This window comes from Streptomyces sp. NBC_01116 (assembly GCF_041435495.1).
Taxonomy (GTDB): Bacteria; Actinomycetota; Actinomycetes; order Streptomycetales; family Streptomycetaceae; genus Streptomyces.
In genome coordinates, this window is record NZ_CP108644.1 from 2,827,838 (window position 1) to 2,853,203 (window position 25,366).

The window sequence follows — 25,366 nt, forward strand, 5'->3', positions numbered from 1 at the left end:
GGGGTGACGGTCAGACGGGCCGCTTCTGTCCTTCGATGTACTGGCGGATCACGGTCAGCGGTGCGCCGCCGCAGGACCCGGCGAAGTAGGAGCGGGACCAGAACACCGAGCCCATGCCGATCCGGTTGATCCGGCCGGTGTACTCCGCCCGCAGATACCTGGAGCTGACGCCCTTGAGCGAGTTGATCAGCTTCGACAGGGCGACCTTCGGCGGGTAGTGCACCAGCAGGTGGACATGGTCGGCTTCGCCGTTGAACTCGCGCAGCTCGGTCTCGAAGCTGCCGCATACCTCCCGCATGATCTCTTCACACCGCTTGAGCATGTGGTCATCGAACACATCACGCCGGTACTTCGTAACAAACACCAAGTGTGCGTGCAGGTTATAGGCTACGTGACGGCCGGTACGGATATCGGGGTTTGGTTCCCAGCGTGGTGACATATGCCAAGCCTAGTATGATCAAGCGAACTTGACCGAAGGGGGTGGGCTGGGTGATCCGTGCATACAAGTTCCTCATGCGGCCCACCGTGGCCCAGACGATCGCGCTCGGCGAGATGCTCCGTGATCAATGCTCGCTGTATAACGGGGCCTTGCAGGAACGCCGTGACGCTTACCGGCACGTTTCGAAGACGAGCGTCAAGTACGGGATGCAGTCCGCGCAGCTCAAGGAGATCCGGGCGTTCGACCCGGAGCGTCAAGGCCGCTGGTCCTTCTCCTCGCAGCAGGCGACGCTTCGTCGACTGGACAAGGCGTTCGCCGCGTTCTTCCGCCGGATCAAGGCCGGTGACACTCCGGGCTACCCGCGTTTTCGCGGGGTGAACTGGTTCGACACAGTTGACTTTCCCAAGGACGGCGACGGCTGCCGGTGGGACTCCACCCCGCACGACCCCGTCACCCGCGTCCGCTTCCAGGGCGTCGGGCACGTCAAGGTCAACCAGCACCGTGCGGTGGTCGGCAAGGTCAAGACCGTGTCGGTCAAGCGTGAGGGACGTAAGTGGTTCGTCGTGCTCACTGCCGAGCAGGAGCAGCCCGAGCCGCTGCCCGCGACGGGCAGTGTGGTCGGGATCGACCTGGGCATCGCCTCGTTCCTCACCACGTCGGGCGGCGAGCACATCCCAAACCCGCGCCACGCCCGCAAGGCCGCCAAGAGGCTCGAAGCGGCACAGCAGGCGCTCAGCCGGTTCCCCCGCCGCAAGGCCAGGGACCGCACCCGTCATCATCAGCGCGCCGTGGAGAAGGTCGCGGCCCTGCACGGCAAGGTCCGCCGCCAGCGCCTCGACCACGCGCACAAGACCGCCCTTGACCTCGTGCGCAACCACGACTTCATCGCGCACGAAGACCTCAAGATCCGCAGCATGAGCCGGGCCCCCAAGCCGAAGCCCGCCCCCGAGACGCCGGGCGGCTTCCTGCCCAACGGGGCCTCGTCCAAGGCCGGGCTGAACCGCTCGATCGCCGACGCCGGTTGGGGGGTGTTCCTCGCGATCCTGAACGCAAAGGCTGAGAGTGCCGGGCGGGATGTGATTGCTGTAGACCCCCGCAACACCTCCCGGCGGTGTCCCGAATGCGGGCACACCGACAAGGAGAACCGGCCCACACAGGGCAAGTTCCACTGCGTCTCGTGCGGCCACTCAGCGCACGCGGACACGGTGGGCGCCCTGAACGTTCTACGGGCCGGGCTGGTCCGTCGCAACGCCGACCAGGCATAGCGAGAAGCCCCCTCGTTCACGAGGGGGAGGAGTCACCTGCAATCTGCACCAGAGCATGGTGACGCTGATGCACTTCGAGGATCAGCCACCGGTGGCGTACTCCGAAGGCACGCAGGTGGCCAAGGTGCACGATGCACCGCACTTGGTCGAGCGGATCGAGGCCGCCTACGCTCTGGCCATGAGCGACGCGCTGTCCCTCCCCGAGTCGCTGAACGTGCTCAGGGCAGCGGCGAAGGAGTACGGATACCGTGAGTGAAGGCACCAACCTGCTCGCCACATGGCGGAAGTCGACCTACAGCGGCCCGGACAAGGACAGCTGCCTCGAAGTCCACGACCACCACCCCACCGCCGTCCCCGTCCGCGACTCCAAGGTCCCCGGCGGGCCCGCCCTGCTCATCCCCGCCGCCGGGTGGGCCGTGTTCGTGGACGCGGTCAAGCGCGGGGCCCTTTCCGCCTGACCCGAAGGACCGGCGGAAAGGGCCCGGGGCTCACTCCCCCACGTACTCCGCCAGGTGCTCGCCCGTCAGCGTGGAGCGGTCGGCGACCAGGTCCTCCGGGGTGCCCTGGAAGACGATCCGGCCGCCGTCGTGGCCGGCGCCGGGGCCGAGGTCGATGATCCAGTCGGCGTGGGCCATCACCGCCTGGTGGTGCTCGATGACGATCACCGACTTTCCGGAGTCGACCAGCCGGTCCAGCAGGCCGAGGAGCTGTTCCACGTCCGCCAGGTGCAGGCCGGTGGTCGGCTCGTCGAGTACGTAGACGCCGCCCTTGTCGGCCATGTGCGTGGCCAGCTTCAGGCGTTGGCGTTCGCCGCCGGACAGGGTGGTGAGCGGCTGGCCGAGGCTCAGATAGCCCAGGCCGACGTCCACGAGGCGGTCGAGGATCTTGTGTGCGGCCGGGATGGCCGCGTCGCCGGAGCCGAAGAACTCCTCGGCCTGGGCGACCGACATCGAGAGGACCTCGCTGATGTCACGGCCGCCCAGGTGGTAGTCCAGGACCGAGGCCTGGAACCGCTTGCCCTCGCAGTCCTCGCAGGGGCTGGAGACGCTCGCCATCATGCCGAGGTCGGTGAAGATGACGCCCGCGCCGTTGCAGGTGGGGCAGGCGCCCTCGGAGTTGGCGCTGAAGAGGGCGGGCTTCACGCCGTTGGCCTTGGCGAAGGCCTTGCGGATCGGCTCCAGGAGTCCCGTGTACGTCGCCGGGTTGCTGCGGCGGGACCCCTTGATGGGGCTCTGGTCGACCGAGATGACGTTCTCGCCCGCCGGGATCGAGCCGTGGACGAGCGAGCTCTTTCCGGAGCCCGCCACTCCGGTGATGACGGTGAGCACGCCGAGCGGGATGTCGACGTCGACGTCCCGGAGGTTGTGCGAGGTCGCGCCGCGGATCTCCAGCGCCCCGGTGGACTTGCGCACCTCCTCCTTGAGCACGGCCCGGTCGTCCAGGTGGCGGCCGGTGACGGTGTCGGAGGCGCGGAGCCCTTCCAGGGTGCCCTCGAAGCAGACCGTGCCGCCCGCCGTACCAGCCCCGGGGCCGAGGTCGACCACGTGGTCGGCGATGGCGATGGCCTCGGGCTTGTGCTCCACGACCAGGACCGTGTTGCCCTTGTCGCGCAGCCGCAGCAGCAGGTCGTTCATGCGCCGGATGTCGTGCGGGTGCAGACCGATGGTCGGCTCGTCGAAGACGTACGTGACGTCGGTGAGCGAGGAGCCGAGGTGGCGGATCATCTTGACGCGCTGGGCCTCGCCGCCGGACAGGGTGCCGGAGGGGCGGTCCAGGGCGAGGTAGCCGAGGCCGATCTCCACGAAGGAGTCCAGGGTCTGCTGGAGGGCTTCGAGGAGCGGGGCGACCGAGGGTTCGTCCAGGCGGCGGACCCATTCCGCGAGGTCGCGGATCTCCATCGCGCAGGCGTCGGCGATCGAGATCTTGTTGATCTTCGAGGACCGGGCGCCCTCGGTGAGCCGGGTCCCCTCGCACTCGGGGCAGGTGGCGAAGGTGACCGCCCGGTCGACGAACTCCCGGATGTGGGGCTGCATCGACTCGCGGTCCTTGGACAGGAACGACTTCTGGATCTTGGGGATCAGCCCCTCGAAGGTGAGGGTGGAACCCTCGACCTTCACCTTGGTCGGCTCCCGGTAGAGGAAGTCCTGCATCTCCTTCTTGGTGAACTTGGCGATCGGCTTGTTCGGGTCGAGGAAGCCGGAGTCCGCGTAGATCCGCACGGTCCACCAGCTGTCCGACTTCCAGCCGGGGATGGTGAACGCGCCCTCGGCGATCGACTTCGAGTCGTCGTAGAGCTGGGTGAGGTCGATGTCGGAGACCGAGCCGCGGCCCTCGCAGCGCGGGCACATGCCGCCGGTGCGGCTGAAGGTCGCCTTGACCGCCTTCTTGTTGCCCCGCTCGACGGTGATCGCGCCGCTCGCCGATACCGAGGGGACGTTGAAGGCGAACGCGCCGGGCGGGCCGATGTGCGGCTCGCCCAGTCGGCTGAAGAGGATGCGCAGCATGGCGTTGGCGTCGGTGGCGGTGCCGACCGTGGAGCGGGGGTCGCTGCCCATCCGCTGCTGGTCGACGATGATCGCGGTCGTCAGCCCGTCGAGGACGTCGACGTCGGGTCGCGCCTGCGTGGGCATGAAGCCCTGGACGAAGGCGGGGTAGGTCTCGTTGATCAGCCGCTGGGACTCCGCGGCGATCGTGGCGAAGACCAGCGAGCTCTTGCCCGAGCCGGAGACTCCGGTGAACACCGTCAGCCGGCGCTTCGGGAGCTCGATGCTGACGTCCTTCAGGTTGTTCTCCCGCGCGCCGTGCACACGGATCAGGTCGTGGCTGTCGGCAGCGTGCGGCGCGGGCGGCTGCTGGGTCTTCGTTCGCGGAGCCATGCTCGTCGTCTCTCCATTACTGGTGCGCGGAGCCTGCTGGTGCGGGGGCCCTGCTGGTACGGCTCGTGGGGCTGGTACGGCTCGTGGGGCTCGGTACACGGCTCGTGGGGCTCGGTACGGGCGCCCGCCGGTGCGCGGGAGCCTACTGGTCGTGCGTGAGGGCCGGGGCCTGTTTCGGCCCCGGCCCCCCAGGGGCTGATGGGCTGGTGCTACTTCTTGGCCTGGGTGATGCGGAGCATGTTGCCGGCGGGGTCGCGGAAGGCGCAGTCGCGGACGCCGTACGGCTGGTCGATCGGCTCCTGGAGCACCTCTCCGCCCGCCGCGCGGACCTTCTCGAAGGCCGCGTCGACGTCCTCGGAGGAGAGGATGACGCCGCGCAGCATGCCCTTGGCGAGCAGCTCGGCCATGGTGCGGCGGTCGGCCTCCGGGGCGTTCGGGTCCGCGAGCGGGGGCTCCAGGACGATCTCCACGTCGGGCTGTGCGGGAGACCCGACGGTCACCCAGCGCATGCCTTCGAATCCGACGTCGTTGCGGACCTCCATTCCCAGGGCGTCGCGGTAGAAGGCGAGCGCCTTGTCGTGGTCGTCGACGGCGATGAAGCACTGCGAGAGGTTGATGTTCATGCATTTCACGCTACGGGCGGGGCTTGCGATCCGCTTCTCCATTCCTGACCGGTCTCGTGAGCATCTTGGCGACGCACGCGGGGATGGTCCCGCCCGCGTCGTGGGGGCGGGCCCGGTAGGCGCTCGGGCTCTCGCCGACCAGCTCGGTGAAGCGGGAGCTGAACGAGCCGAGCGACGTACAGCCGACGGCGAAGCAGACGTCCGTGACCGACAGGTCGCCCCGGCGCAGCAGTGCCTTGGCCCGCTCGATGCGGCGGGTCATGAGATAGCTGTACGGGGTCTCGCCGAAGGCCGCCCGGAAGCTGCGGGAGAAGTGTCCGGGCGACATCAGCGCGGCACGGGCCAGCGAGGGCACGTCGAGCGGTTCGGCGTACTCGCGGTCCATGCGGTCGCGGGCCCGACGCAACCGGGCCAGGTCCTCCAGCCTCACTCCTTCACCGTCCCACGGCCGCCGCCGCCCGGCCCGTCCCCCGGAGACAGGACGCGGAGGCGGAGGCGGAGGCTGGAGACGGTCACCACTCGCGCTCGGCGATCAGCTGCTCCGGATCCGCGTCCGCGAAGCCGTACGCCGTCGCGATGATCCAGAAGGCCTCGCCTATCTCCTCGCGGGCGACCGTCTCGATCTCGCTGCCCGCCGCCTCGAACTCCGCCTCCAGGTCGTTGAAGGCCCGGGTCGGCGCGGCGGTCAGCGCGTACAGGGCGGTGAGGTCTGCGGGCTTCTCGGCCTCGATCCGCTCGCACAGGGCGCGCAGGACCGCCGTGCCCTTGTCCAGGACGTGGTCGGGGAAGTAGTCGTCCTCGTACAGCAGGGCCAGGAACGTGTACTGCGCCAGCCGCTCGTTCGTGATGGTCACGATGGTCTCCCGTATACGTCCGTACGTTCCGTCGCGCGTACGTTCCGTCGCCGTCGTTCCGATACTCCCCCACGCCACTGACAACCGGCCCGCACGCGGGCAGCGGGGGTCCGGTGCGCACCTGACCCCCGCGTGCCGAGCATCACCCTGGACAGCGACCACAACCGGCGGGTAACTTCGAAGGGAGTCTGAGCAAGCGCTTAGCCGCATACCGCGAGTTCCGCGAATCGACTGCCGACCTAGGAGGCATCCCGTGCGCCGTACGGTATTCAACGAGGACCACGAGGCGTTCCGGGAGACCATCCGCGCCTTCATCGCGGCCGAGGTCGTGCCGGTCTACGACGAGTGGTTCGCCGCGGGCCAGGCGCCGCGCGACTTCTACCTCAAGCTGGGCGAGCTGGGCGTCTTCGGCATCGAGGTCGACGAGGAGTACGGCGGCGCGGGCATCGACTCGCACAAGTACGAGGCCGTCATCTACGAGGAGACCGCCCGTGCGGGCGTCTCCTTCGGCGGCTCCGGCGTGCACACCCTGCTCGGCCTCCCGTACATCAAGATGCTGGCCACCGGCGACCAGAAGAAGCGCTGGCTGCCGAAGTTCGCGAGCGGCGAGGAGATGTGGGCCCTCGCGATGACCGAGCCGGGCACCGGCTCCGACGTCGCGGGCATGAAGACCACCGCCAAGCTCTCCGAGGACGGCACGCACTACGTCCTCAACGGGTCCAAGACCTTCATCACCGGCGGTGTCCACGCCGACCGCGTGATCGTCTGCGCCCGCACCGCCGCCCCGCGCGAGGACGACCGCCGCTTCGGCATCTCCCTCTTCGCCGTCGACACGAAGTCCGCGGGCTACTCGGTCGGCCGCAAGCTCGACAAGCTGGGCCTGCGGGTCTCCGACACCGCCGAGCTGGCGTTCGTCGACGTCAAGGTCCCCGTCGAGGACCTCATGGGCGAGGAGAACAAGGGCTTCGGCTACCTCGGCACCAACCTGGCCTCCGAGCGCTGGGGCATCGCCTTCGGCGCGTACGCCCAGGCCGCGGCGGCCGTCCGGTTCGCCAAGGAGTACGTGCAGGACCGCACGGTCTTCGGCAAGACGGTCGCCTCGTTCCAGAACACCAAGTTCGAGCTGGCCGCCTGCCAGGCCGAGGTGGACGCGGCCCAGGCCGTCGCCGACCGCGCGCTGGAGGCCCTGGACGCCGGGGAGCTGACGGCGGCCGAGGCCGCCTCCGCGAAGCTGTTCTGCACCGAGGTCGCCCACCGCGTCATCGACCGCTGCCTCCAGCTGCACGGCGGCTACGGCTTCATGAACGAGTACCCGATCGCCCGCCTGTACGCGGACAACCGGGTCAACCGCATCTACGGCGGCACCAGCGAGGTCATGAAGTCGATCATCGCCAAGTCCATGGGCCTGTAAGGGATCACGTTCCGTCCATGAACGAGAGTCCCGACCCCCTGCTCGATCTGCTCCACCTGCTGGACCTGGAGCAGATCGAGCGGGACATCTTCCGGGGCGAGAGCCGCAGTTCGCTCGTGCCCCGGGTGTTCGGCGGCCAGGTCGCGGCCCAGGCGCTCGTCGCCGCGGGCCGCACCGTCCCGGACGACCGGGGAGCCCACTCCCTCCACTCCTACTTCCTGCGGGCGGGCGACCCCGGCGCGCCCATCGTCTACACCGTGGACCGCATCCGCGACGGGCGGTCCTTCACCACCCGTCGCGTCGTCGCCGTCCAGCACGGGCAGCCGATCTTCCACCTCTCCGCGTCCTTCCAGAGCCACGAGGAGGGCCTGGAGCACCAGGCGCCCATGCCCGCCGCCCCCGACCCGGAGACCCTGCCGACGGCGGCCGAGATGCTGCCCCGGTACACGGACCGCTTCAGCGATCCGGGGGTCGTGGACCGGCTGATCGAGGCGCGGGCCGCGGTGGACCTGCGGTACGTGGACGCGCCGCCGTTCGGCACGGTGGGCGAGGCGCGCGAACCGCGGTCCCAGGTGTGGTTCCGGACGAACGGCAAGCTCGCGGACGATCCGCTGCTGCACGTCTGCCTGGCGACCTACGTCTCCGACATGACCCTGCTCGACTCGGTGCTCCTCGCCCACGGGCGGGGCGGCTGGGCGGTCGGGGACGTGGTCGGCGCGAGCCTCGACCACGCGATGTGGTTCCACCGGCCGTTCCGGGCGGACGAGTGGCTGCTGTACGACCAGGAGTCCCCGTCTGCCTCCGGTGGCCGGGGCCTGGGCCAGGCACGCATCTACACCGCAGACGGACGGCTCGCCATCACCGTCATCCAGGAAGGCGTCGTCCGCGTCCCCCGGGGATGACGCGTCCCCCGGGGATGAGCACCACCTGAAGTGTCATTTCGGACATACTCCCCACCATGGGTGACGCGGAAGCGGGCAGTGGGACCGATGGCGGGGAGTCCACGTTCACGGTGATCGTGGCGGCCGTCGCCAACCTCGGCATCGCCGTGGCGAAGGCCGTCGCGGGGCTGATCAGCGGCTCCAGCGCGATGCTCTCCGAGGCGGCCCACTCGGTCGCCGACACCGTCACCGAGGTCATGCTCCTCGCCGCGCTCAAGCGGAGCGGGAAGCCGGCCGACGAGGACCATCCGCTCGGCCACGGCCCCGAGCGCTACATCTGGGCGATGCTCGCCTCCATCGCCACCTTCGTCGGCGGGGCCGTCTTCTCCCTCTACGACGGCGTCCACACCCTGGTCGAGGGCGAGGAGCTGGGCGACCCGCTCGTCTCCTACGTCGTCCTGGCCGTCGCCTTCCTGCTGGAGGGCTACTCGCTGCGCACCGGGGTCAAGCAGGTGCGGCGCGAGGCGTCACGGCTGCGGGTGCCGGACACGTACTACCTGCGCCACACCCCGGACACGGCGGTGAAGGCCGTCGTGATGGAGGACTCGGCGGCCCTGATCGGGCTCCTGCTGGCGGCGGGCGGACTGCTCGGCGGGCAGCTCTCGGGCTCGGGCGTCTGGGACGGGATCGCGTCCTGCCTGATCGGCCTGCTGCTCGTGTACGTGGCCTGGGTGCTCGGCCGCACCAACGCGCAGCTGCTCATCGGGCGGCCGCTGCCCCCGGCGATGCGGGCCGGGGTGCGCGAGGAGCTGCTGTCGGTGCCGCACATCGTGGACGTGCTGGAGCTGACCACGCTGATCCAGGGGCCGACCGAGATCCTGATCGCCGCGAAGATCGACTTCCGGGACATGGCCTCCGCCGCGGAGGTCGAGTGGGCCTGCGAGGAGGCGGAGGCTCAGTTGCGCGAGCGGTTCCCGTCGGTGCGGCGGGTGTATCTGGACCCGACGCCGGGGCGGGCGCAGCGGGTGCGGCGGCACCGGGGCACCGGCCTCTGATCCCCACGGCGTCAGCTCCGCCACCGTCCTCGCGATCCGCCGCTCCCGTGCCTCCCGCGCCTTCGCTCCGTCCGGTCGGCTACGCGGCCGGCTCCTCCACGGGCTCCACGGGCTCCGCGGACTCCACCGGCTCATCCTCCAGCAGCCCCGCCGCGTGCAGCAGGTAGTCCGTCATCGGGTCGTAGAAGCGCGGGTCGGTGACGTGGTCGTCCAGCGGAACCGTGACCTGGAGGGTGCCCTCCGCCTCGCCGAGGAACAGGGCCGGGTCGTTGCAGTCCGCGTAGCCGATCGCGTCCAGCCCCCGCTGGCCCGCGCAGCCCGCCCAGCCGTGGTCGGCGACGACCAGGTCGGGCAGCGGGCGGCCGAGGTGGGCCAGGGCGTCCAGGATGGCGGCCATCGGGGCCGGGGAGTGGGTGTGCCAGAGGGTCGCCCCGCGTTCCAGCATCGCGACGTCGGCGAACTGGAAGACCATGCCCTCGTCCGCCATCAGCCCGGACGGGATGCGGACGATCTCGCAGCCCGCGCGGCGCAGCGCGTCCGCCGTCTGCCGGTGCACGTCCAGCAGGCCGCCGGGGTGCCCGGTGGCGAACAGGACCCGCTCGCGGCCGTCCGCGGCCTTGCGCAGCCGGGCCGCCATCCGCTCCAGGGCGTCGACCGTCAGCTCCGGGTCGATGGTGTCCTGGCCCTGCCGGTGCGCCGGGTCGTCGTTGACGCCGCAGCGCTCCGCCATCACGGCGAGCACGTCCTGCTCGTCGGTCCAGCGGTCGCCCAGCTCCAGGCCCAGCCAGTAGTGGCGGTCGCCGTTGGCGAGCTTGCGGTAGTGGGAGAGGTTGTTGTCACGTGGCGTGGCGACGTCCCCCGCGATACGCGTACGGACGAGGTGGTCGACGAGGGCGGCGCGGCTGGGTATCGGCATGGACCCATTGTGCCGTCCGGTGTGCGGGGTGTGCCCGGTGTCCTGCCCGGTGGACGGGTGTGCCGGGCGATCCGTCCGGCGGAGGGTCCGCCTCCGCCCCGGGCGTGCGGGCGGGTGGCCGGTCGGGCGTCCCGGTCGGTGTCCGGCCGGGCAAGTCTTCCGGGACTGTTCACCCCCGCGTGACCTGCTTCTTCCTCCTGCGGGCGGGCGCCGGGCTCGAATGGGATCACCCAGAGGTCTGGACCAATTGAGTCACGCCAAACCGGTGTCCGATTCTGTCCGTCGGGGCGTTCTCGGGTAAGTGGTCTATACCTTTGACATTAGGGTGGGCCACCTGAAACGGGCACATACACAGCCGTGGGGGGCTTTATGACCGTGCATCACCTTCCGCAACCTCCGTCCGACGACGAGCTCTACTGGTACTTCGGTCCGCAACGCCGATGGGTGCTGGTGAGCAGTTCGCTGGCCTTCGTGTTCACGGCGGCGACGATGTTCACCTTCGCGTTACGGACCCCCGTGCTGTGGGCCTTCCTCGCCGTCCTCGGGCTGAACGTCGTGGCCCTGCTGCTGTCCTCCCTGAACAGCCTGCGCCAGCGCCGGCTGACCCGGGCCTCGCACGAGGTGCTCGTCCGCGCATGGCGGCCCGCCGGACTGCCGGGCGTGGACCTCTATCTGCCGACCTGCGGCGAGCCGCTGCCCGTGCTCGCCAACGCCTACCGCGCGGTCGCCGCCCTCGACTGGCCCGACGCGCTCACCGTCTGGGTGCTGGACGACGCCGACCGGGCCGAGGTGGCGGCCCTGGCGGCCGAGCACGGCTACCGGTACGTCGTACGCCCCGACCGGGGCCACCTGAAGAAGGCGGGGAACCTCAACCACGCGCTCACGCTGTCCGGGGCCGAGTACATCGCGATCCTCGACGCGGACTTCGCGCCCCGGCCGGACTTCCTGCGCCATCTGGTCCCGTATCTCGCGGACCCCGCCGTCGGCATCGTGCAGAGCCCGCAGTGCTTCGACACCGACGCGGGCATGGACTGGATCCAGCGCGCCGCCGGGGCCGCGCAGGAGTGGTTCTTCCGCTGGATCCAGCCCTCGCGGGACGCCAGCGACGCGGCGATCTGCTGCGGCAGCAACGCCGTCTACCGGCGCTCCGCGATCGACCTGGCGGGCGGCTTCGCCCGGCTCGACCACAGCGAGGACCTGTACACCGGACTCGCCCTGCACGAGCGGGGGTTCCGCACCCAGTACGTCCCGGTCCTGGTCGCCAAGGGCACCTCGCCGGACACTGTCACCTCGTTCGTCAACCAGCAGTACCGGTGGGCGATGGGCAACCTGCACCTCCTCGGCACCCCGGTCCTGGGGCGCATGGGCGCCCCCTGGCGGATGCGGCTCTGCTTCTACGAGGGTGTCGTCGGCTACCTGACCACGGCCGTGAACACCTTCGCCGCCCCGCTCCCTCCGCTGGTGATGATGTTCTGGTACCCGGACCACATCCGCCCCTGGCACGTGCTGCCGCTGCTGGCCCCGCTGTGGCTGTGGCATGTGCTGCTGCCCCGGATCAGCCGGACCCGGTGGCGGGTGGAGGTGATCCGCGCGAACGTCCTCACCAGCGTGGCCGCCGCCACCGCTTTCTGGCACACCCTGCGGGGCCGCAGCGCCGCCTGGGTGCCCACGGGCGTGCGGAGCAGCAGGAGTTCGGGCTCGATGGCCCGCCGGGTCGTGGGCGTCTCGCTGATCTGGCTGGTGCTGTCCAACGGGGCCGCCGCCGGGGGTCTCGCGCTGGTGGTGGCCCGCAACGGCTGGGAGCCCGCCTGGGGCCTCGGCCTCTATCTCCTGGTCCAGCTCCAGATCAACGTGCCCCTGATCCGGGACCTGCTGACCGAACTGCGGCCGGACGGCCGAGCACCCGCCGAGGCCGCCGGGCCGCCCGCCGACCACCGCTCACGGACCCGGACCCGACTCCGGCCCCGGACGGGTGTGCTGCCCCGCCGCTGGCCCGAGGCCCTCGCCGCCTCCGCCGTCCTCCTGCTCACCGGTCTGCTCGCCTCCGGGTGGGTCGACCCGATGCTCCCGTGGCTGAGTTGAGCCGCACCGAAAGGCGCCACCCGATGCCGTTCCTCCTCGCCCACGGCCCCCGCCGGAAGCGGTCCGCTCCTCCGCCACCATCAGCCACACCCCCGCGACCGGGCGGCTCGGGCAGCTCTGCCGGCCCGGGCAACGAGTCCGGGCCCAGCCCGCACCGGTCCACGTTCCGGCCCGACATCGAAGGGCTGCGCGCCGTCGCCGTCCTCGCGGTCCTCGCCTTCCACGCCCAGATACCGGGGACGGCGGGCGGCTTCGTCGGAGTGGACGTCTTCTTCGTCATCTCCGGCTATCTGATCACCGGGCTCCTGGTCCGGGAGGCGATCACCACCGGCCGGATCCGGCTCGGCGACTTCTTCTCCCGCCGGGCCCGCCGGCTGCTGCCCTCCGCCGCCGTCGTCCTCGCCGCGGTCGCGGTGGCCGGGGCGTGGCTGACCGTACCGCTGCTCCGCGCCGACCTGGAGCAGGACGTCCTCGCGGCCGCGCTGTCCGTCGCCAACTGGCGGTTCGTCTCCCAGCAGACCGACTATCTGGCCGCCGGGCACGACCAGAGCCCGCTGCTGCACTTCTGGTCGCTCGCCGTCGAGGAGCAGTTCTACCTGTTCTGGGCCCCGCTGCTGGCGGTGATCGTGCTCGTCGCCGCCCGTGCGGTCCGGCGGGGCCGGGCCGTGCGCGCGGTCGTGGCGCTCGCCACCGCCGCCGTGGCACTCGCGTCCTTCGCACTGTCGCTGCACTGGACGCGGGACTCCGTCTCGCTCGCGTACCTCGGAACCCCCTCGCGGGTCTGGCAGTTCGCCGTCGGCGCGCTGCTGGCGCTGCTGCCCTGGCACCTGCTGCGCGGGCCGCGCCCGCTGCGGCTGGTCTGCGGATGGGCGGGGGCCGCGGCGATCGTCTGGTGTGTCGTGTCGTACGACGCGTCGACCCCGTACCCCGGCCACGCGGCACTCGTCCCCACCCTGGGGACGGCCGCCGTGATCCTCGCCGCGATCCCGGGCCGGGGCGAGCGCGAGGTCCAAGGGGCCTACGGAGTCGGCCGGTTGCTGAGCGGACGGGCCCCTCGGGCCGTCGGGCGGCTCTCCTACAACCTCTACCTGTGGCACTGGCCGGTGCTGGTCCTCGCCGAGGCACGGCTCGGGACGCTCGGCTGGCCCGCGAAGACGGCGCTGACGCTGGCCGCCGCGCTGCCCGCCCTCGCCACCATGCGCTGGGTCGAGCAGCCGCTGCGCCGCAGCCGTACGGTCTCCGAACTCCCGCGCCGCGGGCTGGCGGTGGGGATCTCCGCCATCGTCCTGCCGGTCGTCCTCGCGCTGGTCGTCGGCACCACGACCCTGCACCTGATGGGCCCGGCCACCCCCGTCGACGCCGGGGGCCTCCCGCCGGGTGCGGCCTCCGGCCCCTCGCTGCTGGCCCGGGCCGACGGCTCCCCGCTCGCGGACGGCCCGCTGGTGCCGGGCCCGGCCCAGGCGCGCGAGGACTTCCCGCCGGACGGGGCCTGCCAGGCCGCGCCCGCGGTGACCCGCAGCCCGGAGTGCCTGTTCGGGGCGGAGGACAGCCCCGACCGCGTCGTCCTGCTCGGCGACTCCCACGCCGGGCAGTGGTTCTCGCCGCTGCTCGCACTGGCCTCCCAGCGCGGCTGGGCGCTCCAGGAGCTGGTGAAGCAGGGCTGCCCGCTGCCGGAACTGACCGTGAAGAACCCTCAGTTGGGCCGCGAGTACCGGGAGTGCGACACCTGGCGGGCCGACGCACTGGACCGGCTGCGTACGGGGCCGAAGCCCCGGCTCATCGTGATCGCCTCACTCAACCGCTACACCGCCGACCGTGAACTCCTCGCCGCCGCCTGGGAGAAGACGCTGAAGCCGCTGCGGGCGACCGGCGCGCCGATCGTGTACATCGAGGACACCCCCGTACCGGGGACGGACATTCCCGCGTGCGTCTCCGGCGCTCCGGACTCCGCCGCCGCCTGCGCGTTCAGCCGGGCGGAGGCGGTTGTGCCGGACCCGCTGGCGCGGCGGATCGCGGCGGGCGCGGTGCCGGGCGTGCGGTCCGTCAGCGTGAACCCGGTGCTGTGCCCGGGGGACGGGCCGACCTGCCCGGCGGTACGGGACCGGATCCTGCTCTACCGGGACGACGCCCACCTGACGAACGTGGCGGCCGTCGTGCTGGCCCCACGGCTGGAGCGGCTGCTGACGGAGTCGGGCGCGCTGCCCCCGGCCGGGTCCCGCGCTCCCGCCGGATCCGCCGCATCCGGGGCGGACGGCTGGACCGAGCTGCTGCGGGACGACTTCGACGGCCCGGCGAACAGCCGCCCCTCCCCCGCGAACTGGAGCTACGACCTCGGCACCTGCTACCCCGGCTGCCCGGCGCCGCGGTGGGGCACCGGCGAGATCGAGACCATGACCGACTCGACCGACAACGTACGCCTGGACGGGAAGGGCGTTCTGGAGATCGTGCCCACCAGGAAGGGCGGGCGGTGGAGTTCGGGCCGGATCACGACCGTGCGGTCCGACTTCGCGCCGCCGCCCGGCGGGGTGCTGCGGATCGAGGCGTCGATCGCGCTGCCGGACGTGACGGGGCCGAAGGCGGCGGGCTACTGGCCGGCGTTCTGGACCCTGGGCGCGGATCTGCGCGACGGGTACACCGGCTGGCCCGGGGTGGGCGAGCTGGACGTGATGGAGTCGGTCAACGGCCGGGACACCGTCTTCGGCTCGATGCACTGCGGGGTCCTGGACGGCGGCCCGTGCGAGGAGCCCGTGGGGCTGACGTCGGGCCCTCAGCCGTGCGCGGACTGCCGCGAGGCGTTCCACACGTACGCCGTCGAGGTCGACCTCTCCCCCGGGGCGCGGGAGGTGCGCTGGTACCGGGACGACCGGGTGTACCACCGGGTGCGGGCCGACGCGATGGACGCCGGGACCTGGAAGCGGGCCGTGGACCACGGGGTGTTCCTGATCCTGAACGTGGCGGTCGGCGGCAAGCTGCCGGAGGCCGACGGGGCGACGGCGGGCCCCGCGACCGAGCCGGGCCACCCGATGCGGGTCGACCGGGTCAGGGTCGCGGTCAGGGGCGCGGCGGGCTGACCGGAAGCCGCACCCCTCAGGGGCTCGGGCTGAGGCCCTCGACCGCGAGCGTGAAGAGGCGGTCGGCCTGGACCGACGGTTCGGTGTGGTGCTCGGTGGCCAGGGCGATGCCGACGACCAGGGTGATCAGGTCGTGGAAGGTGACGCCCGGCCTGACCGTCCCGTCGTCCAGCGCCCGCCGGAGCAGGGGTGCGGCCGCTCCTTCGAGCACCGCGCCACAGGAGTGCGGGGCGTCGCCGGCGGGTGCGTCGGTCGGCGGCTCGTAGGTCAGTGCGTCCGCGAACCCCCGGGCGGAGACGGCGTACTCCACGAAGGCACGCAGCCAGTCCAGCAGGGCGGCGCGGCTGTCCCCGGTCCGGCCCAGCTCGTCCGCGCGCCCGCAGAGGGTCTGGATGCGCTCCTGGAAGACGGCTTCCAGGAGCGCCTGGCGGGTGGGGAAGTGACGGCGCACGGTGGCGGAGCCGACGCCTGCCGTGCGGGCGACCTGTTCGAGGGAGGCGGCGGCTCCGTGCTGGGCCACCTCGGCCTCCGCCACGGCGAGGATGCGGCTGTAGTTGCGGCGGGCGTCCGCGCGCTGACCGGTCACGTTCTCACTCCAGTTGCTAAGTGGTGGGCCCCGCCATATCGTAGCCGGGAAGGAAACGGCGGGCCCCGCCGTTTCGCGTTCCCCGGTTCGCGAGGAGACACCGCCATGGCACCACGATCCACCCCCGTCCTGGTCACCGGCGCCACCGGCCGCCAGGGCGGGGCCACCGCCCGGGCCCTGCTGGCCGCCGGCATCCCGGTGCGCGCCCTGGTGCGCGACCCGGACACGTGGCGCGCCAAGGACGTCGAGGCGCTGGGCGTCGAGCTGGTGACCGGGGACCTGACCGACCGGTCCTCGCTGGACGCGGCCTGCGCGGACGTCCGGGCCGTGTTCTCGGTGCAGATGCCGCCGATGAGCGAGAGCGGCGTCGACTTCGCCGGAGAGCTGGCGCAGGCGACGCACCTCATCGGGGCGGCGCGGGCCGCGGGCGTGCCGCAGTTCGTGCAGTCCTCGACCAGCGGGACCGGACGGCACACGGAGACGCCGGGCTGGGCGGAGGGCCACTGGGCGGCGCTGGAGCCCTACTTCGACACCAAGCAGGCGATCCTGGAGAAGGTGCGCGGGGCGGGCTTCGCCCGCTGGGCCGTGGTCAAGCCCGCGTTCTTCATGGAGAACCTGCCCCAGCTGGCGCCGGACGGCCCCGGCGGCGGTCTCGCGACGGTCGTCCGGCCGGACACGACCCTGGCGCTGGTGGCCTGCGAGGACATCGGCACGGCCGTCGCCCACGCCGTACGGGACCCCGACCGCTTCCACGGGGTGGAGCTGGAGCTCGCGGGCGACCGGCTCACGATGGAGCAGGTGGCCGGAGTGCTGTCGGACGTGTGGGGCGTCCCGGTGGAAGCGCCCTCGTTGGATCTCGACGAGGCCCTCGCGGCGGGGATGCCGGCCTGGGGCGCCGGACACCTGTGGAGCAACGCCATCACACAGCCGGCCCGCCCCGAGTTCGCCACGGAGCTGGGGATTCCGGTGACCTCGTTCACCGACTGGGCGCACCGGAACCTCACGGCGGAGGCCTGAGAGCCGCCGCCCGGGATCTGACTGACGGCGCTGGGCCGGCAGCCGGCCTCGATCCGGCATCCGGCGGCGCAGGGCCGACAGCCGGCCTCGATCCGGGGAACGGCCCGGTAGGCCCGGTCGGCCCTACGTCACCACCGTCAGGACCGTCACCATCGTCACCGCGGAGATCGCCGCCTGGAGGTTGCGGATCGCCTCGCGCACGCTCACGCCCGCCCAGTGGCCTTCGGCGATGTGGGCCATGCGCGGGGCGACCTGCTTCTTCGGCAGGCCGGGGAAGGCCTGGGGGTGCATGCCCGTGGCGTGCAGCAGGGCGACGAGGGAGCTGGTGCGGACGTCCGGCTCGGCCCCGTGCAGCACCGCGGCGGCCAGCCGGGCGCGCAGCTCCCGCTCGACGGTTCCGTCGGCCTCCGGGTAGCGGCGGACGGGGAAGACGCCGAGGGCCCGGTGCTTCTCCTCGGTCACCAGGCCGCGGGCGACGAGGCTCTCCACGACGTCCTGCGAGCCCTTGGCGTGGTCCCGGGTCAGCCAGTCGGTGACCTTGCGGCTGCTGGACGTCCCGTGGACCCAGCGCGCCAGCCGGTCGAGCCGCCCGTCCAGGAGCGGATCGCCCGTCGGGGACGGGTCGAAGACCTCGACGCGGCCGCCCTTCACCGTGACGCGGCCCGCCATGACCAGCTCCAGGAGCATCCCGGCCGCCACGCCCCAGCGGGCCCCGGCCTCCCCCTTCGCCGCGCCGGTCGTGTCGTCCAGCGACAGCAGCATGATCTCTTCGCCCAGCGAGACGGCCATGGTGCGGCTCCCCGATTCCTTGCGTGTCGACCGGACGGGCAGGTGTCCACTCCCCGTCCACTGGACAGACGTGCGAACCTCGCCCGGGGTTGCCCAGGCGGCGAAACCGCTGCTCAGGAGGGTTCCGCGGCGGCGAAGGCGCCCCGCGCCAGCCGGTGCAGCAGGGCGGCGGTCACCGCCCGGCCGGGCAGCGCCTCCGGGCGGGCGAGGTGCGGAGTGGAGTTCAGCAGGCCGAAGACGGCGTGCACGGTGACGCGGGCCCGGTTCTCGGCCAGTGCCGGGTAGAGGGCGCGGACGACGCCGACCCAGACCTCGACGTACTCGCGCTGGAGCCTGCGCACCCGCTTGCGGTCCGTGTCGCGCAGCCGGTCCAGCTCGCGGTCGTGGAGGGTGATCAGAGGGCGGTCGTCGAGCGCGAAGTCGATGTGGCCCTCGATGAGCGCGTCCAGGAGGGCCTCCGGGGAGCCGCCGCCCCGGGCCGCGTCCTCCGACACCCGCATGCGGCCGCCCTCCAGCAGCCGTTCGCTGATGCCCACCAGCAGCTCGGCGAGCATCGCGTCCTTGCCGGGGAAGTGGCGGTAGAGGCCGGGACCGCTGATCCCGACGGCGGCGCCTATCTCGTCGACGCCGACGCCGTGGAAGCCGCGCTCGGCGAAGAGGCGGGCGGCCTCCCGGAGGATCTGCTCGCGGCGGGTGGGAGCCGCGACGCGGGCGGCGGCATGGGTGCTCATGAGGATTCATTCTAGACAGGGTCGTTAGCGCTCGTTAACCTGAGGGAAACGCGTTAACGATCACTAACAGCAGTGACAGCACTAACCGCAGTGACAGCAGTGACAGCAGTGACAGCAGCGGTTGACTATCGCGGTACGGGCAAGGGGGCTCGACACGATGCAGCAGGCACCGGTCCTGGCGAGCGCGGCCGATCCCGCCTCGGAGGCCTGGCAGGCCAACGAGGCGGCTCATCGCGCGCTCTCCGACGAGCTGGCGGGACGCCTCGCCACGGCACGGCTGGGCGGGGGTGAGAGGGCGCGGGCCCGCCACGAGGCGCGCGGCAAGCTGCTCCCCCGGGACCGGGTGGACACCCTCCTCGACCCGGGCTCGCCGTTCCTGGAGCTGGCCCCGCTGGCGGCCGAGGGGCTGTACGGGGGCGCCGCCCCGGCCGCCGGCGTGATCGCCGGGATCGGGCGGGTCAGCGGCCGGGAGTGCGTGATCGTCGCCAATGACGCCACCGTCAAGGGCGGCACGTACTACCCGATGACCGTGAAGAAGCACCTGCGCGCCCAAGAGGTGGCGCTGGAGAACCGTCTCCCCTGCCTCTATCTGGTCGACTCGGGCGGCGCGTTCCTGCCGATGCAGGACGAGGTCTTCCCCGACCGGGACCACTTCGGCCGGATCTTCTACAACCAGGCCCGGATGTCGGGGGCCGGCATCCCGCAGATCGCGGCGGTGCTGGGCTCCTGCACGGCGGGCGGGGCGTACGTCCCGGCGATGAGCGACGAGGCCGTGATCGTCCGCAACCAGGGCACGATCTTCCTCGGCGGCCCGCCGCTGGTGAAGGCCGCCACCGGCGAGGTCGTCACGGCGGAGGAGCTGGGCGGCGGCGAGGTCCACTCGCGTACGTCGGGGGTCACCGACCATCTCGCGGAGGACGACGCGCACGCCCTGCGGATCGTCCGCAACATCGTCGCGACCCTCCCGGACCGCGCTCCGCTCCCCTGGTCGGTCGAGCCGGCCGAGGAGCCGAAGGTGGACCCGGCCGGGCTGTACGGGGCCGTGCCCGTGGACTCCCGGACGCCCTACGACGTACGCGAAGTGATCGCGCGCGTGGTCGACGGCTCCCGCTTCCAGGAGTTCAAGGCGGAGTACGGGCAGACGCTGATCACCGGCTTCGCCCGCATCCACGGCCACCCGGTCGGAATCGTCGCGAACAACGGCATCCTGTTCTCCGAGTCGGCCCAGAAGGGCGCGCACTTCATCGAGCTGTGCGACCAGCGCGGCATCCCGCTCGTCTTCCTCCAGAACATCTCCGGCTTCATGGTCGGCCGGGACTACGAGGCGGGCGGCATCGCCAAGCACGGCGCGAAGATGGTCACCGCCGTGGCCTGCACCCGGGTGCCGAAGCTGACGGTCGTGGTCGGCGGTTCGTACGGCGCGGGCAACTACTCGATGTGCGGCCGGGCCTACAGCCCCCGCTTCCTGTGGATGTGGCCGAACGCCAAGATCTCGGTGATGGGCGGCGAACAGGCCGCCTCCGTGCTGGCCACCGTCAAGCGCGACCAGCTCGGCGACGACTGGAGCGCCGAGGACGAGGAGACGTTCAAGGCCCCGATCCGCGCCCAGTACGAGACCCAGGGCAACGCCTACTACGCGACCGCCCGGCTCTGGGACGACGGCGTGATCGACCCCGTGGACACCCGGCAGGTCCTGGGCCTCGCGCTCACGGCCTGCGCCAATGCCCCGCTGCCCCAGAAGGACCCGGCCGGGCCCGGCTTCGGCGTCTTCCGGATGTGAGGAACAGATGACGATGTTCGACACCGTTCTGGTCGCCAACCGCGGCGAGATCGCGGTCCGGGTGATCCGGACCCTGCGGGAGCAGGGTGTGCGCTCGGTCGCGGTCTTCAGCGACGCGGACGCGGACGCCCGGCATGTACGGGAGGCGGACACGGCGGTCCGGATCGGCCCGCCGCCCGCGTCCGAGAGCTATCTGAACGTGCCCGCGCTCCTGGAGGCGGCCCGCCGCACCGGCGCTCAGGCCGTGCACCCCGGGTACGGATTCCTCGCGGAGAACGCCGGCTTCGCGCAGGCGTGCGCGGACGCGGGGCTGGTCTTCATCGGCCCGCCCGCCTCCGCGATCTCGCTGATGGGCGACAAGATCCGGGCCAAGGAGACGGTCGCGGCGTACGGGGTCCCGGTGGTCCCGGGCTCCTCGGGCAGCGGCCTGACCGACGCCCAACTGGAGGCAGCGGCGCGGGAGATCGGCACGCCGGTGCTGCTGAAGCCGAGCGCGGGCGGCGGCGGCAAGGGCATGCGCCTGGTCCGGGACGCCTCGGCGCTGGCGGAGGAGATCGCGGCGGCCCGCCGCGAGGCACGGGCCTCCTTCGGCGACGACACCCTCCTCGTGGAGCGGTGGATCGACCGGCCGCGCCACATCGAGATCCAGGTGCTGGCCGACGCCCATGGAAACGTGATCCACCTCGGTGAGCGCGAGTGCTCGCTCCAGCGCCGCCACCAGAAGATCATCGAGGAGGCCCCCTCGGTCCTCCTCGACGAGGAGACCCGGGCGGCGATGGGAGAGGCGGCCGTGCAGGCGGCGCGCTCCTGCGGGTACGCGGGCGCGGGGACGGTGGAGTTCATCGTCCCGGGCGACGACCCGGCCTCGTACTACTTCATGGAGATGAACACCCGCCTCCAGGTCGAGCACCCGGTCACCGAGCTGGTCACCGGCCTGGACCTGGTGGAGTGGCAGCTGCGGGTGGCGTCCGGCGAGCGACTGCCGTACGCGCAGGAGGACATCACCCTGGCCGGCTGGGCGATCGAGGCCCGCGTCTGCGCCGAGGACCCCGCCCGGGGCTTCCTGCCGTCCGGCGGTACGGTGCTGGCGCTGCGCGAGCCGCAGGGCGGCGGGGTGCGGACGGACTCGGGGCTCAGCGAGGGCGTGCCGGTGGGCAGCCTGTACGACCCGATGCTGTCGAAGGTCATCGCGTACGGCCCCGACCGCGCGACGGCCGTCCGCAAGCTGCGGGCGGCCCTCGCGGACACGGTCATCCTGGGCGTCCCGACCAACGCGGGCTTCCTGCGCCGCCTGCTGGCCCACCCGGACGTGGTCTCCGGCGACCTGGACACCGGGCTCGTGGAGCGCGAGGCGGAGGGCCTGGTGCCGGACGGGGTGCCGGACGAGGTGTACGCGGCCGCGGCCGCGGTCCGCCGGGAGGCGCTGGAGCCCCGGCCGGACGCGGGCGGCTGGACGGACCCGTTCTCGGTGCCGAGCGGGTGGCGGACGGGGGGTGCGCCGGCGCCGCTGCTCTTCCCGCTGCGGGTGGCGGGCGCGGACCCGGTGACCTACGGCGCTCCGGCCTCCGCGACGGTCACGGCCGACCGCGTCACGGTCGAACTCGACGGCGCGGTGGGCCACTTCCACCGCTCCGGGGACTGGCTCGGCCGGGACGGCGACACCTGGCAGGTCCAGGACCACGATCCGGTGGAGGCGTCCCTGAGCGGGGCGGGCCGGAGCGGGGCGGACACCCTGGCGGCCCCGATGCCGGGCACGGTCACGGTGGTGAAAGTCGCCGTCGGGGACGAGGTCGAGGCGGGGCAGAGCCTGCTCGTGGTGGAGGCGATGAAGATGGAACACGTGATCTCCGCCCCGCACGCGGGGACCGTCACCGAGCTGGACGTCACGGCGGGTGCGACGGTGGCGATGGACCAGATCCTGGCGGTAGTGGTCCCCCTGGAGGACTCATGACGACGCGCGCACTGCCCATGCAGGTCCCGGCCCCGGGCCTTCCCGCCCGGGTCCGGATCCACGAGGTGGGGGCGCGGGACGGCCTCCAGAACGAGAAGCGGACCGTTCCCACGGAGGTGAAGGCGGAGTTCATCCGCCGCCTGGCCGTGGCCGGTCTGACCACCATCGAGGCGACGAGCTTCGTGCACCCGAAGTGGGTGCCCCAACTGGCGGACGCGGAGGCCCTGTTCCCCCTCCTCGGGGACATCGCGGACGTGGGCGACGTCTCCCTCCCGGTCCTCGTGCCGAACGAACGCGGACTGGACCGGGCGCTGGCGCTCGGGGCCCGGTCGATCGCGGTGTTCGGCTCGGCCACGGAGACGTTCGCCGCGCGCAACCTGAACCGGACCGTGGACGAGTCGCTGGCCATGTTCGAGCCGGTGGTGGCCCGCGCCAAGGCGGAGAAGGCGCAGGTGCGCGGCTATCTGTCGATGTGCTTCGGCGACCCGTGGGAAGGCGCGGTGCCCGTGGCCCAGGTGGTCCGGGTCGCGAAGGCCCTGATGGACCTGGGCTGCGACGAGCTGTCGCTGGGCGACACGATCGGCGTGGCGACGCCGGGCCAGGTGACCGCCCTGCTGACAGCGCTGAACGAGGCGTCCGTCCCCACGGACTCCATCGGCGTCCACTTCCACGACACGTACGGCCAGGCGCTGTCCAACACCCTGGCGGCGCTCCAGCACGGGGTGAGCACGGTCGACGCCTCGGCGGGCGGCCTGGGCGGCTGCCCGTACGCGAAGAGCGCCACGGGCAATCTCGCCACCGAGGACCTCGTGTGGATGCTCGACGGCCTCGGCATCGAAACCGGTGTCGACCTCGACGAGTTGACCGCCACCAGCGTCTGGCTGGCCGGACACCTGGGCCGGCCGAGCCCGTCCCGCACGGTCCGCGCCCTGACCCCCTCCCCTTCCTCCCTCTCCCACAAGGAGTGAGCCACACCATGTCCCTGGACCACCGGCTGACCGCCGAGCACGAGGAACTGCGCCGCACGGTCGAGGCGTTCGCGCACGACGTGGTCGCGCCGAAGATCGGCGACTTCTACGAGCGCCACGAGTTCCCGTACGAGATCGTGCGCGAGATGGGCCGCATGGGCCTGTTCGGGCTGCCGTTCCCCGAGGAGTACGGCGGCATGGGCGGCGACTACCTGGCACTCGGGATCGCCCTGGAGGAGCTGGCCCGGGTCGACTCCTCGGTGGCGATCACCCTGGAGGCCGGGGTCTCGCTGGGCGCGATGCCGCTGCACCTGTTCGGCACGGAGGAGCAGAAGCGGCAGTGGCTGCCGAAGCTGTGCGCGGGCGAGGCGCTGGGCGCGTTCGGCCTGACCGAGCCGGACGGCGGCTCGGACGCGGGCGGCACCCGGACGACGGCCGTGCTGGACGAGGCCAGGCACGAGTGGGTCATCAACGGCTCGAAGTGCTTCATCACCAACTCCGGCACGGACATCACCGAGTTGGTGACGGTGACGGCGGTGACCGGCCGCAAGGAGGACGGCCGCCCCCGGATCTCCGCGATCATCGTCCCCTCCGGCACCCCCGGCTTCACGGTCGCCGCCCCCTACTCCAAGGTCGGCTGGAACGCCTCGGACACCCGGGAGCTGTCCTTCACCGACGTCCGCGTCCCGGCGGCGAACCTCCTGGGCGAGGAGGGCCGCGGCTACGCGCAGTTCCTGCGGATCCTGGACGAGGGCCGGGTCGCGATCTCGGCGCTGGCGACGGGCCTGGCGCAGGGCTGCGTGGACGAGTCGGTGAAGTACGCGGCCGAGCGCCACGCGTTCGGCCGGCCGATCGGCGCGAACCAGGCGATCCAGTTCAAGATCGCCGACATGGAGATGCGCGCGCACATGGCCCGGGTGGGCTGGCGCGACGCGGCGTCGCGGCTGGTGGCGGGCGAACCGTTCAAGAAGGAGGCGGCGATCGCGAAGCTGTACTCCTCGACGGTCGCGGTGGACAACGCCCGCGAGGCGACGCAGATCCACGGCGGCTACGGCTTCATGAACGAGTACCCGGTGGCGCGGATGTGGCGCGACTCGAAGATCCTGGAGATCGGCGAGGGGACGAGCGAGGTGCAGCGGATGCTGATCGCCCGGGAGTTGGGGCTTCCGGGCTGACGCTCCGATCGCCGCCGCCCCGGCCGCCGTGGATGTGCCCACGGCGGCCGGGGCGGTCGTCCAGCCTGTCCCGGACAAGGGCGTCGGGGCCGGCGAACGGCGGCCGGGGCCGGGGTTCACGAGCCGGCGGCTCCCGCCGCCTCCTCGATGAGGTCGGTGACCGGGCCGGGCTGCGAGGCGAGGGAGGCGTGACCAGCGTCCAGCTCGATCGTCCTGCGCGGCTGCATCCGTGCCGCCATGCGGCGCTCGTTGTCGGGGTGGATCATGCGGTCGGCGGCGGAGACCTGGTACCACGTGGGCTTGGACCGCCAGGCCGGGGCGGTGACGTTGTCGCCGAACGTCGAGGCCAGCGGCGCCTTCTGTGTCACCGCCATCACCAGGGCCTCCTCCTCGGACAGGTCCTGGGCGAAGCTCTCGTGGAACTTGTCCTGCTTGATCCACAGGTAGCCGTCGGAGTCCGGGGCGAGGTTCTCGAAGGCGGCGGGCGGCTTCTCCTGGCTGATCTGTCCGGGGCTCTCACCGGCGTCCGGGGCGAACGCGGCGATGTAGACGAGGCCGGTGACGTTCGGCAGGTCGCCGGCCTCCGTGATGACCGCACCGCCGTAGGAGTGGCCGACCAGGACCACCGGGCCGTCGATCTGCCGGACCATCTTGCGGGTGCGCTCGGCGTCCTCGGCCAGGGAGGTCAGCGGGTTCTCCACCGCGTGCAGGGAGCCGAAACCGCGGCGGTGCAGTTCGGTGATGACTCCGGCCCAGTGGGCGGCGCCGCCCCAGAAGCCGTGGACCAGGACGATCGCGGGTTCGTCAGCCATCGGGCGGTGCCTTTCGAGGGGGGCGCGGCGGAAGCCGTTCCTCCCCAGCAGACGCCCGTCCGCCCGTCCTTGCATGCCGGGAGC

Annotated in this window: 23 protein-coding genes; 13 read left to right on the forward strand and 10 right to left on the reverse strand. The window is 72.0% G+C overall.

Translation table 11 applies throughout. The annotated features are described in order from the left end of the window. Positions 1 to 10 precede the first annotated feature (10 nt). Positions 11 to 439: an IS200/IS605 family transposase gene (gene tnpA, locus OG245_RS12280; protein ID WP_274029715.1), complete on the reverse strand. Its 429-nt coding sequence runs from the start codon at positions 437 to 439 to the stop codon at positions 11 to 13. Between the two features lie 50 nt (positions 440 to 489). On the opposite strand from tnpA, the gene OG245_RS12285 reads away from it, so the two are divergent. Genes OG245_RS12285 through OG245_RS12295 form a run of 3 tightly spaced genes read left to right on the forward strand, consistent with a single transcriptional unit; the run spans position 490 to position 2,162 of the window. Next, a complete protein-coding gene (locus OG245_RS12285; protein ID WP_371623558.1) occupies positions 490 to 1,704 on the forward strand; it encodes an RNA-guided endonuclease InsQ/TnpB family protein in 1,215 nt (404 codons plus the stop codon). Positions 1,705 to 1,759: 55 nt separating this feature from the next. Beyond that, a complete protein-coding gene (locus OG245_RS12290) occupies positions 1,760 to 1,960 on the forward strand; it encodes a Scr1 family TA system antitoxin-like transcriptional regulator (protein ID WP_371623559.1) in 201 nt (66 codons plus the stop codon). After that, on the forward strand, positions 1,953 to 2,162 hold the full coding sequence (locus tag OG245_RS12295) for a DUF397 domain-containing protein (RefSeq protein ID WP_371623560.1): 210 nt from the start codon (positions 1,953 to 1,955) through the stop codon (positions 2,160 to 2,162). The genes OG245_RS12290 and OG245_RS12295 overlap by 8 nt, the downstream gene beginning before the upstream one ends. Positions 2,163 to 2,192: 30 nt before the next feature. Here OG245_RS12295 and OG245_RS12300 read toward each other — a convergent pair whose 3' ends face one another. The 4 genes from OG245_RS12300 to OG245_RS12315 all read right to left on the reverse strand — a co-directional run bounded on the left by OG245_RS12300 (position 2,193) and on the right by OG245_RS12315 (position 6,057). Continuing rightward, the gene (locus OG245_RS12300; RefSeq protein WP_371623561.1) at positions 2,193 to 4,580 is read right to left on the reverse strand and encodes an ATP-binding cassette domain-containing protein; all 2,388 of its coding nucleotides are present in this window, start codon (positions 4,578 to 4,580) and stop codon (positions 2,193 to 2,195) included. 209 nt (positions 4,581 to 4,789) lie between these two features. Next, positions 4,790 to 5,203, reverse strand: a complete 414-nt coding sequence (locus OG245_RS12305) for a VOC family protein (RefSeq protein ID WP_371623562.1) — start codon at positions 5,201 to 5,203, stop codon at positions 4,790 to 4,792. Positions 5,204 to 5,213: 10 nt separating this feature from the next. Next, on the reverse strand, positions 5,214 to 5,633 hold the full coding sequence (locus tag OG245_RS12310; protein ID WP_371623563.1) for a helix-turn-helix transcriptional regulator: 420 nt from the start codon (positions 5,631 to 5,633) through the stop codon (positions 5,214 to 5,216). Positions 5,634 to 5,715: 82 nt separating this feature from the next. Beyond that, positions 5,716 to 6,057, reverse strand: coding sequence for a DUF5713 family protein (locus tag OG245_RS12315; RefSeq protein WP_371623564.1), 342 nt, complete (start codon positions 6,055 to 6,057; stop codon positions 5,716 to 5,718). A 253-nt stretch (positions 6,058 to 6,310) separates the two neighbouring features. On the opposite strand from OG245_RS12315, the gene OG245_RS12320 reads away from it, so the two are divergent. The 3 genes from OG245_RS12320 to OG245_RS12330 are packed head-to-tail and all read left to right on the forward strand — an operon-like array spanning position 6,311 to position 9,404. Then, positions 6,311 to 7,468, forward strand: coding sequence for an acyl-CoA dehydrogenase family protein (locus tag OG245_RS12320; RefSeq protein ID WP_371623565.1), 1,158 nt, complete (start codon positions 6,311 to 6,313; stop codon positions 7,466 to 7,468). 17 nt (positions 7,469 to 7,485) lie between these two features. Beyond that, positions 7,486 to 8,370, forward strand: a complete 885-nt coding sequence (locus OG245_RS12325; protein WP_371623566.1) for an acyl-CoA thioesterase — start codon at positions 7,486 to 7,488, stop codon at positions 8,368 to 8,370. A 56-nt stretch (positions 8,371 to 8,426) separates the two neighbouring features. Then, a complete protein-coding gene (locus OG245_RS12330) occupies positions 8,427 to 9,404 on the forward strand; it encodes a cation diffusion facilitator family transporter (protein ID WP_371623567.1) in 978 nt (325 codons plus the stop codon). 79 nt (positions 9,405 to 9,483) lie between these two features. Here OG245_RS12330 and OG245_RS12335 read toward each other — a convergent pair whose 3' ends face one another. Next, positions 9,484 to 10,320, reverse strand: a complete 837-nt coding sequence (locus OG245_RS12335; RefSeq protein WP_371623568.1) for a phosphatase — start codon at positions 10,318 to 10,320, stop codon at positions 9,484 to 9,486. A gap of 369 nt (positions 10,321 to 10,689) precedes the next feature. On the opposite strand from OG245_RS12335, the gene OG245_RS12340 reads away from it, so the two are divergent. Beyond that, on the forward strand, positions 10,690 to 12,402 hold the full coding sequence (locus tag OG245_RS12340; RefSeq protein WP_371623569.1) for a glycosyltransferase family 2 protein: 1,713 nt from the start codon (positions 10,690 to 10,692) through the stop codon (positions 12,400 to 12,402). 23 nt (positions 12,403 to 12,425) lie between these two features. Then, positions 12,426 to 15,473 (forward strand): SGNH hydrolase domain-containing protein, encoded by a 3,048-nt coding sequence (locus OG245_RS12345; protein WP_371627866.1) that lies wholly within the window; start codon positions 12,426 to 12,428, stop codon positions 15,471 to 15,473. Positions 15,474 to 15,489: 16 nt separating this feature from the next. On the opposite strand, the gene OG245_RS12350 is transcribed toward OG245_RS12345, so the two are convergent. After that, complete coding sequence (locus OG245_RS12350) at positions 15,490 to 16,059, reverse strand: TetR/AcrR family transcriptional regulator (RefSeq protein ID WP_371623570.1); 570 nt, start codon at positions 16,057 to 16,059, stop codon at positions 15,490 to 15,492. A gap of 105 nt (positions 16,060 to 16,164) precedes the next feature. Between OG245_RS12350 and OG245_RS12355 the strand changes: the two genes are divergently transcribed. Continuing rightward, on the forward strand, positions 16,165 to 17,076 hold the full coding sequence (locus tag OG245_RS12355; protein WP_371623571.1) for an NmrA family NAD(P)-binding protein: 912 nt from the start codon (positions 16,165 to 16,167) through the stop codon (positions 17,074 to 17,076). A gap of 123 nt (positions 17,077 to 17,199) precedes the next feature. Here OG245_RS12355 and OG245_RS12360 read toward each other — a convergent pair whose 3' ends face one another. Beyond that, the gene (locus OG245_RS12360; RefSeq protein ID WP_371623572.1) at positions 17,200 to 17,865 is read right to left on the reverse strand and encodes a GPP34 family phosphoprotein; all 666 of its coding nucleotides are present in this window, start codon (positions 17,863 to 17,865) and stop codon (positions 17,200 to 17,202) included. 113 nt (positions 17,866 to 17,978) lie between these two features. After that, on the reverse strand, positions 17,979 to 18,596 hold the full coding sequence (locus OG245_RS12365; RefSeq protein ID WP_371623573.1) for a TetR/AcrR family transcriptional regulator: 618 nt from the start codon (positions 18,594 to 18,596) through the stop codon (positions 17,979 to 17,981). Positions 18,597 to 18,753: 157 nt separating this feature from the next. On the opposite strand from OG245_RS12365, the gene OG245_RS12370 reads away from it, so the two are divergent. From OG245_RS12370 to OG245_RS12385, 4 genes are read left to right on the forward strand one after another with little or no spacing between them, the layout of a single operon-like run. Then, positions 18,754 to 20,376, forward strand: coding sequence for a carboxyl transferase domain-containing protein (locus tag OG245_RS12370; RefSeq protein WP_371623574.1), 1,623 nt, complete (start codon positions 18,754 to 18,756; stop codon positions 20,374 to 20,376). Positions 20,377 to 20,383: 7 nt separating this feature from the next. Then, positions 20,384 to 22,327, forward strand: a complete 1,944-nt coding sequence (locus tag OG245_RS12375) for an acetyl-CoA carboxylase biotin carboxylase subunit (RefSeq protein WP_371623575.1) — start codon at positions 20,384 to 20,386, stop codon at positions 22,325 to 22,327. After that, positions 22,324 to 23,295 (forward strand): hydroxymethylglutaryl-CoA lyase, encoded by a 972-nt coding sequence (locus tag OG245_RS12380; RefSeq protein WP_371623576.1) that lies wholly within the window; start codon positions 22,324 to 22,326, stop codon positions 23,293 to 23,295. The genes OG245_RS12375 and OG245_RS12380 overlap by 4 nt, the downstream gene beginning before the upstream one ends. 8 nt (positions 23,296 to 23,303) lie before the next feature. Beyond that, positions 23,304 to 24,470 (forward strand): acyl-CoA dehydrogenase family protein, encoded by a 1,167-nt coding sequence (locus tag OG245_RS12385; RefSeq protein WP_371623577.1) that lies wholly within the window; start codon positions 23,304 to 23,306, stop codon positions 24,468 to 24,470. A 116-nt stretch (positions 24,471 to 24,586) separates the two neighbouring features. On the opposite strand, the gene OG245_RS12390 is transcribed toward OG245_RS12385, so the two are convergent. Beyond that, on the reverse strand, positions 24,587 to 25,282 hold the full coding sequence (locus OG245_RS12390) for an alpha/beta hydrolase (protein WP_371623578.1): 696 nt from the start codon (positions 25,280 to 25,282) through the stop codon (positions 24,587 to 24,589). Positions 25,283 to 25,366: the final 84 nt, after the last annotated feature.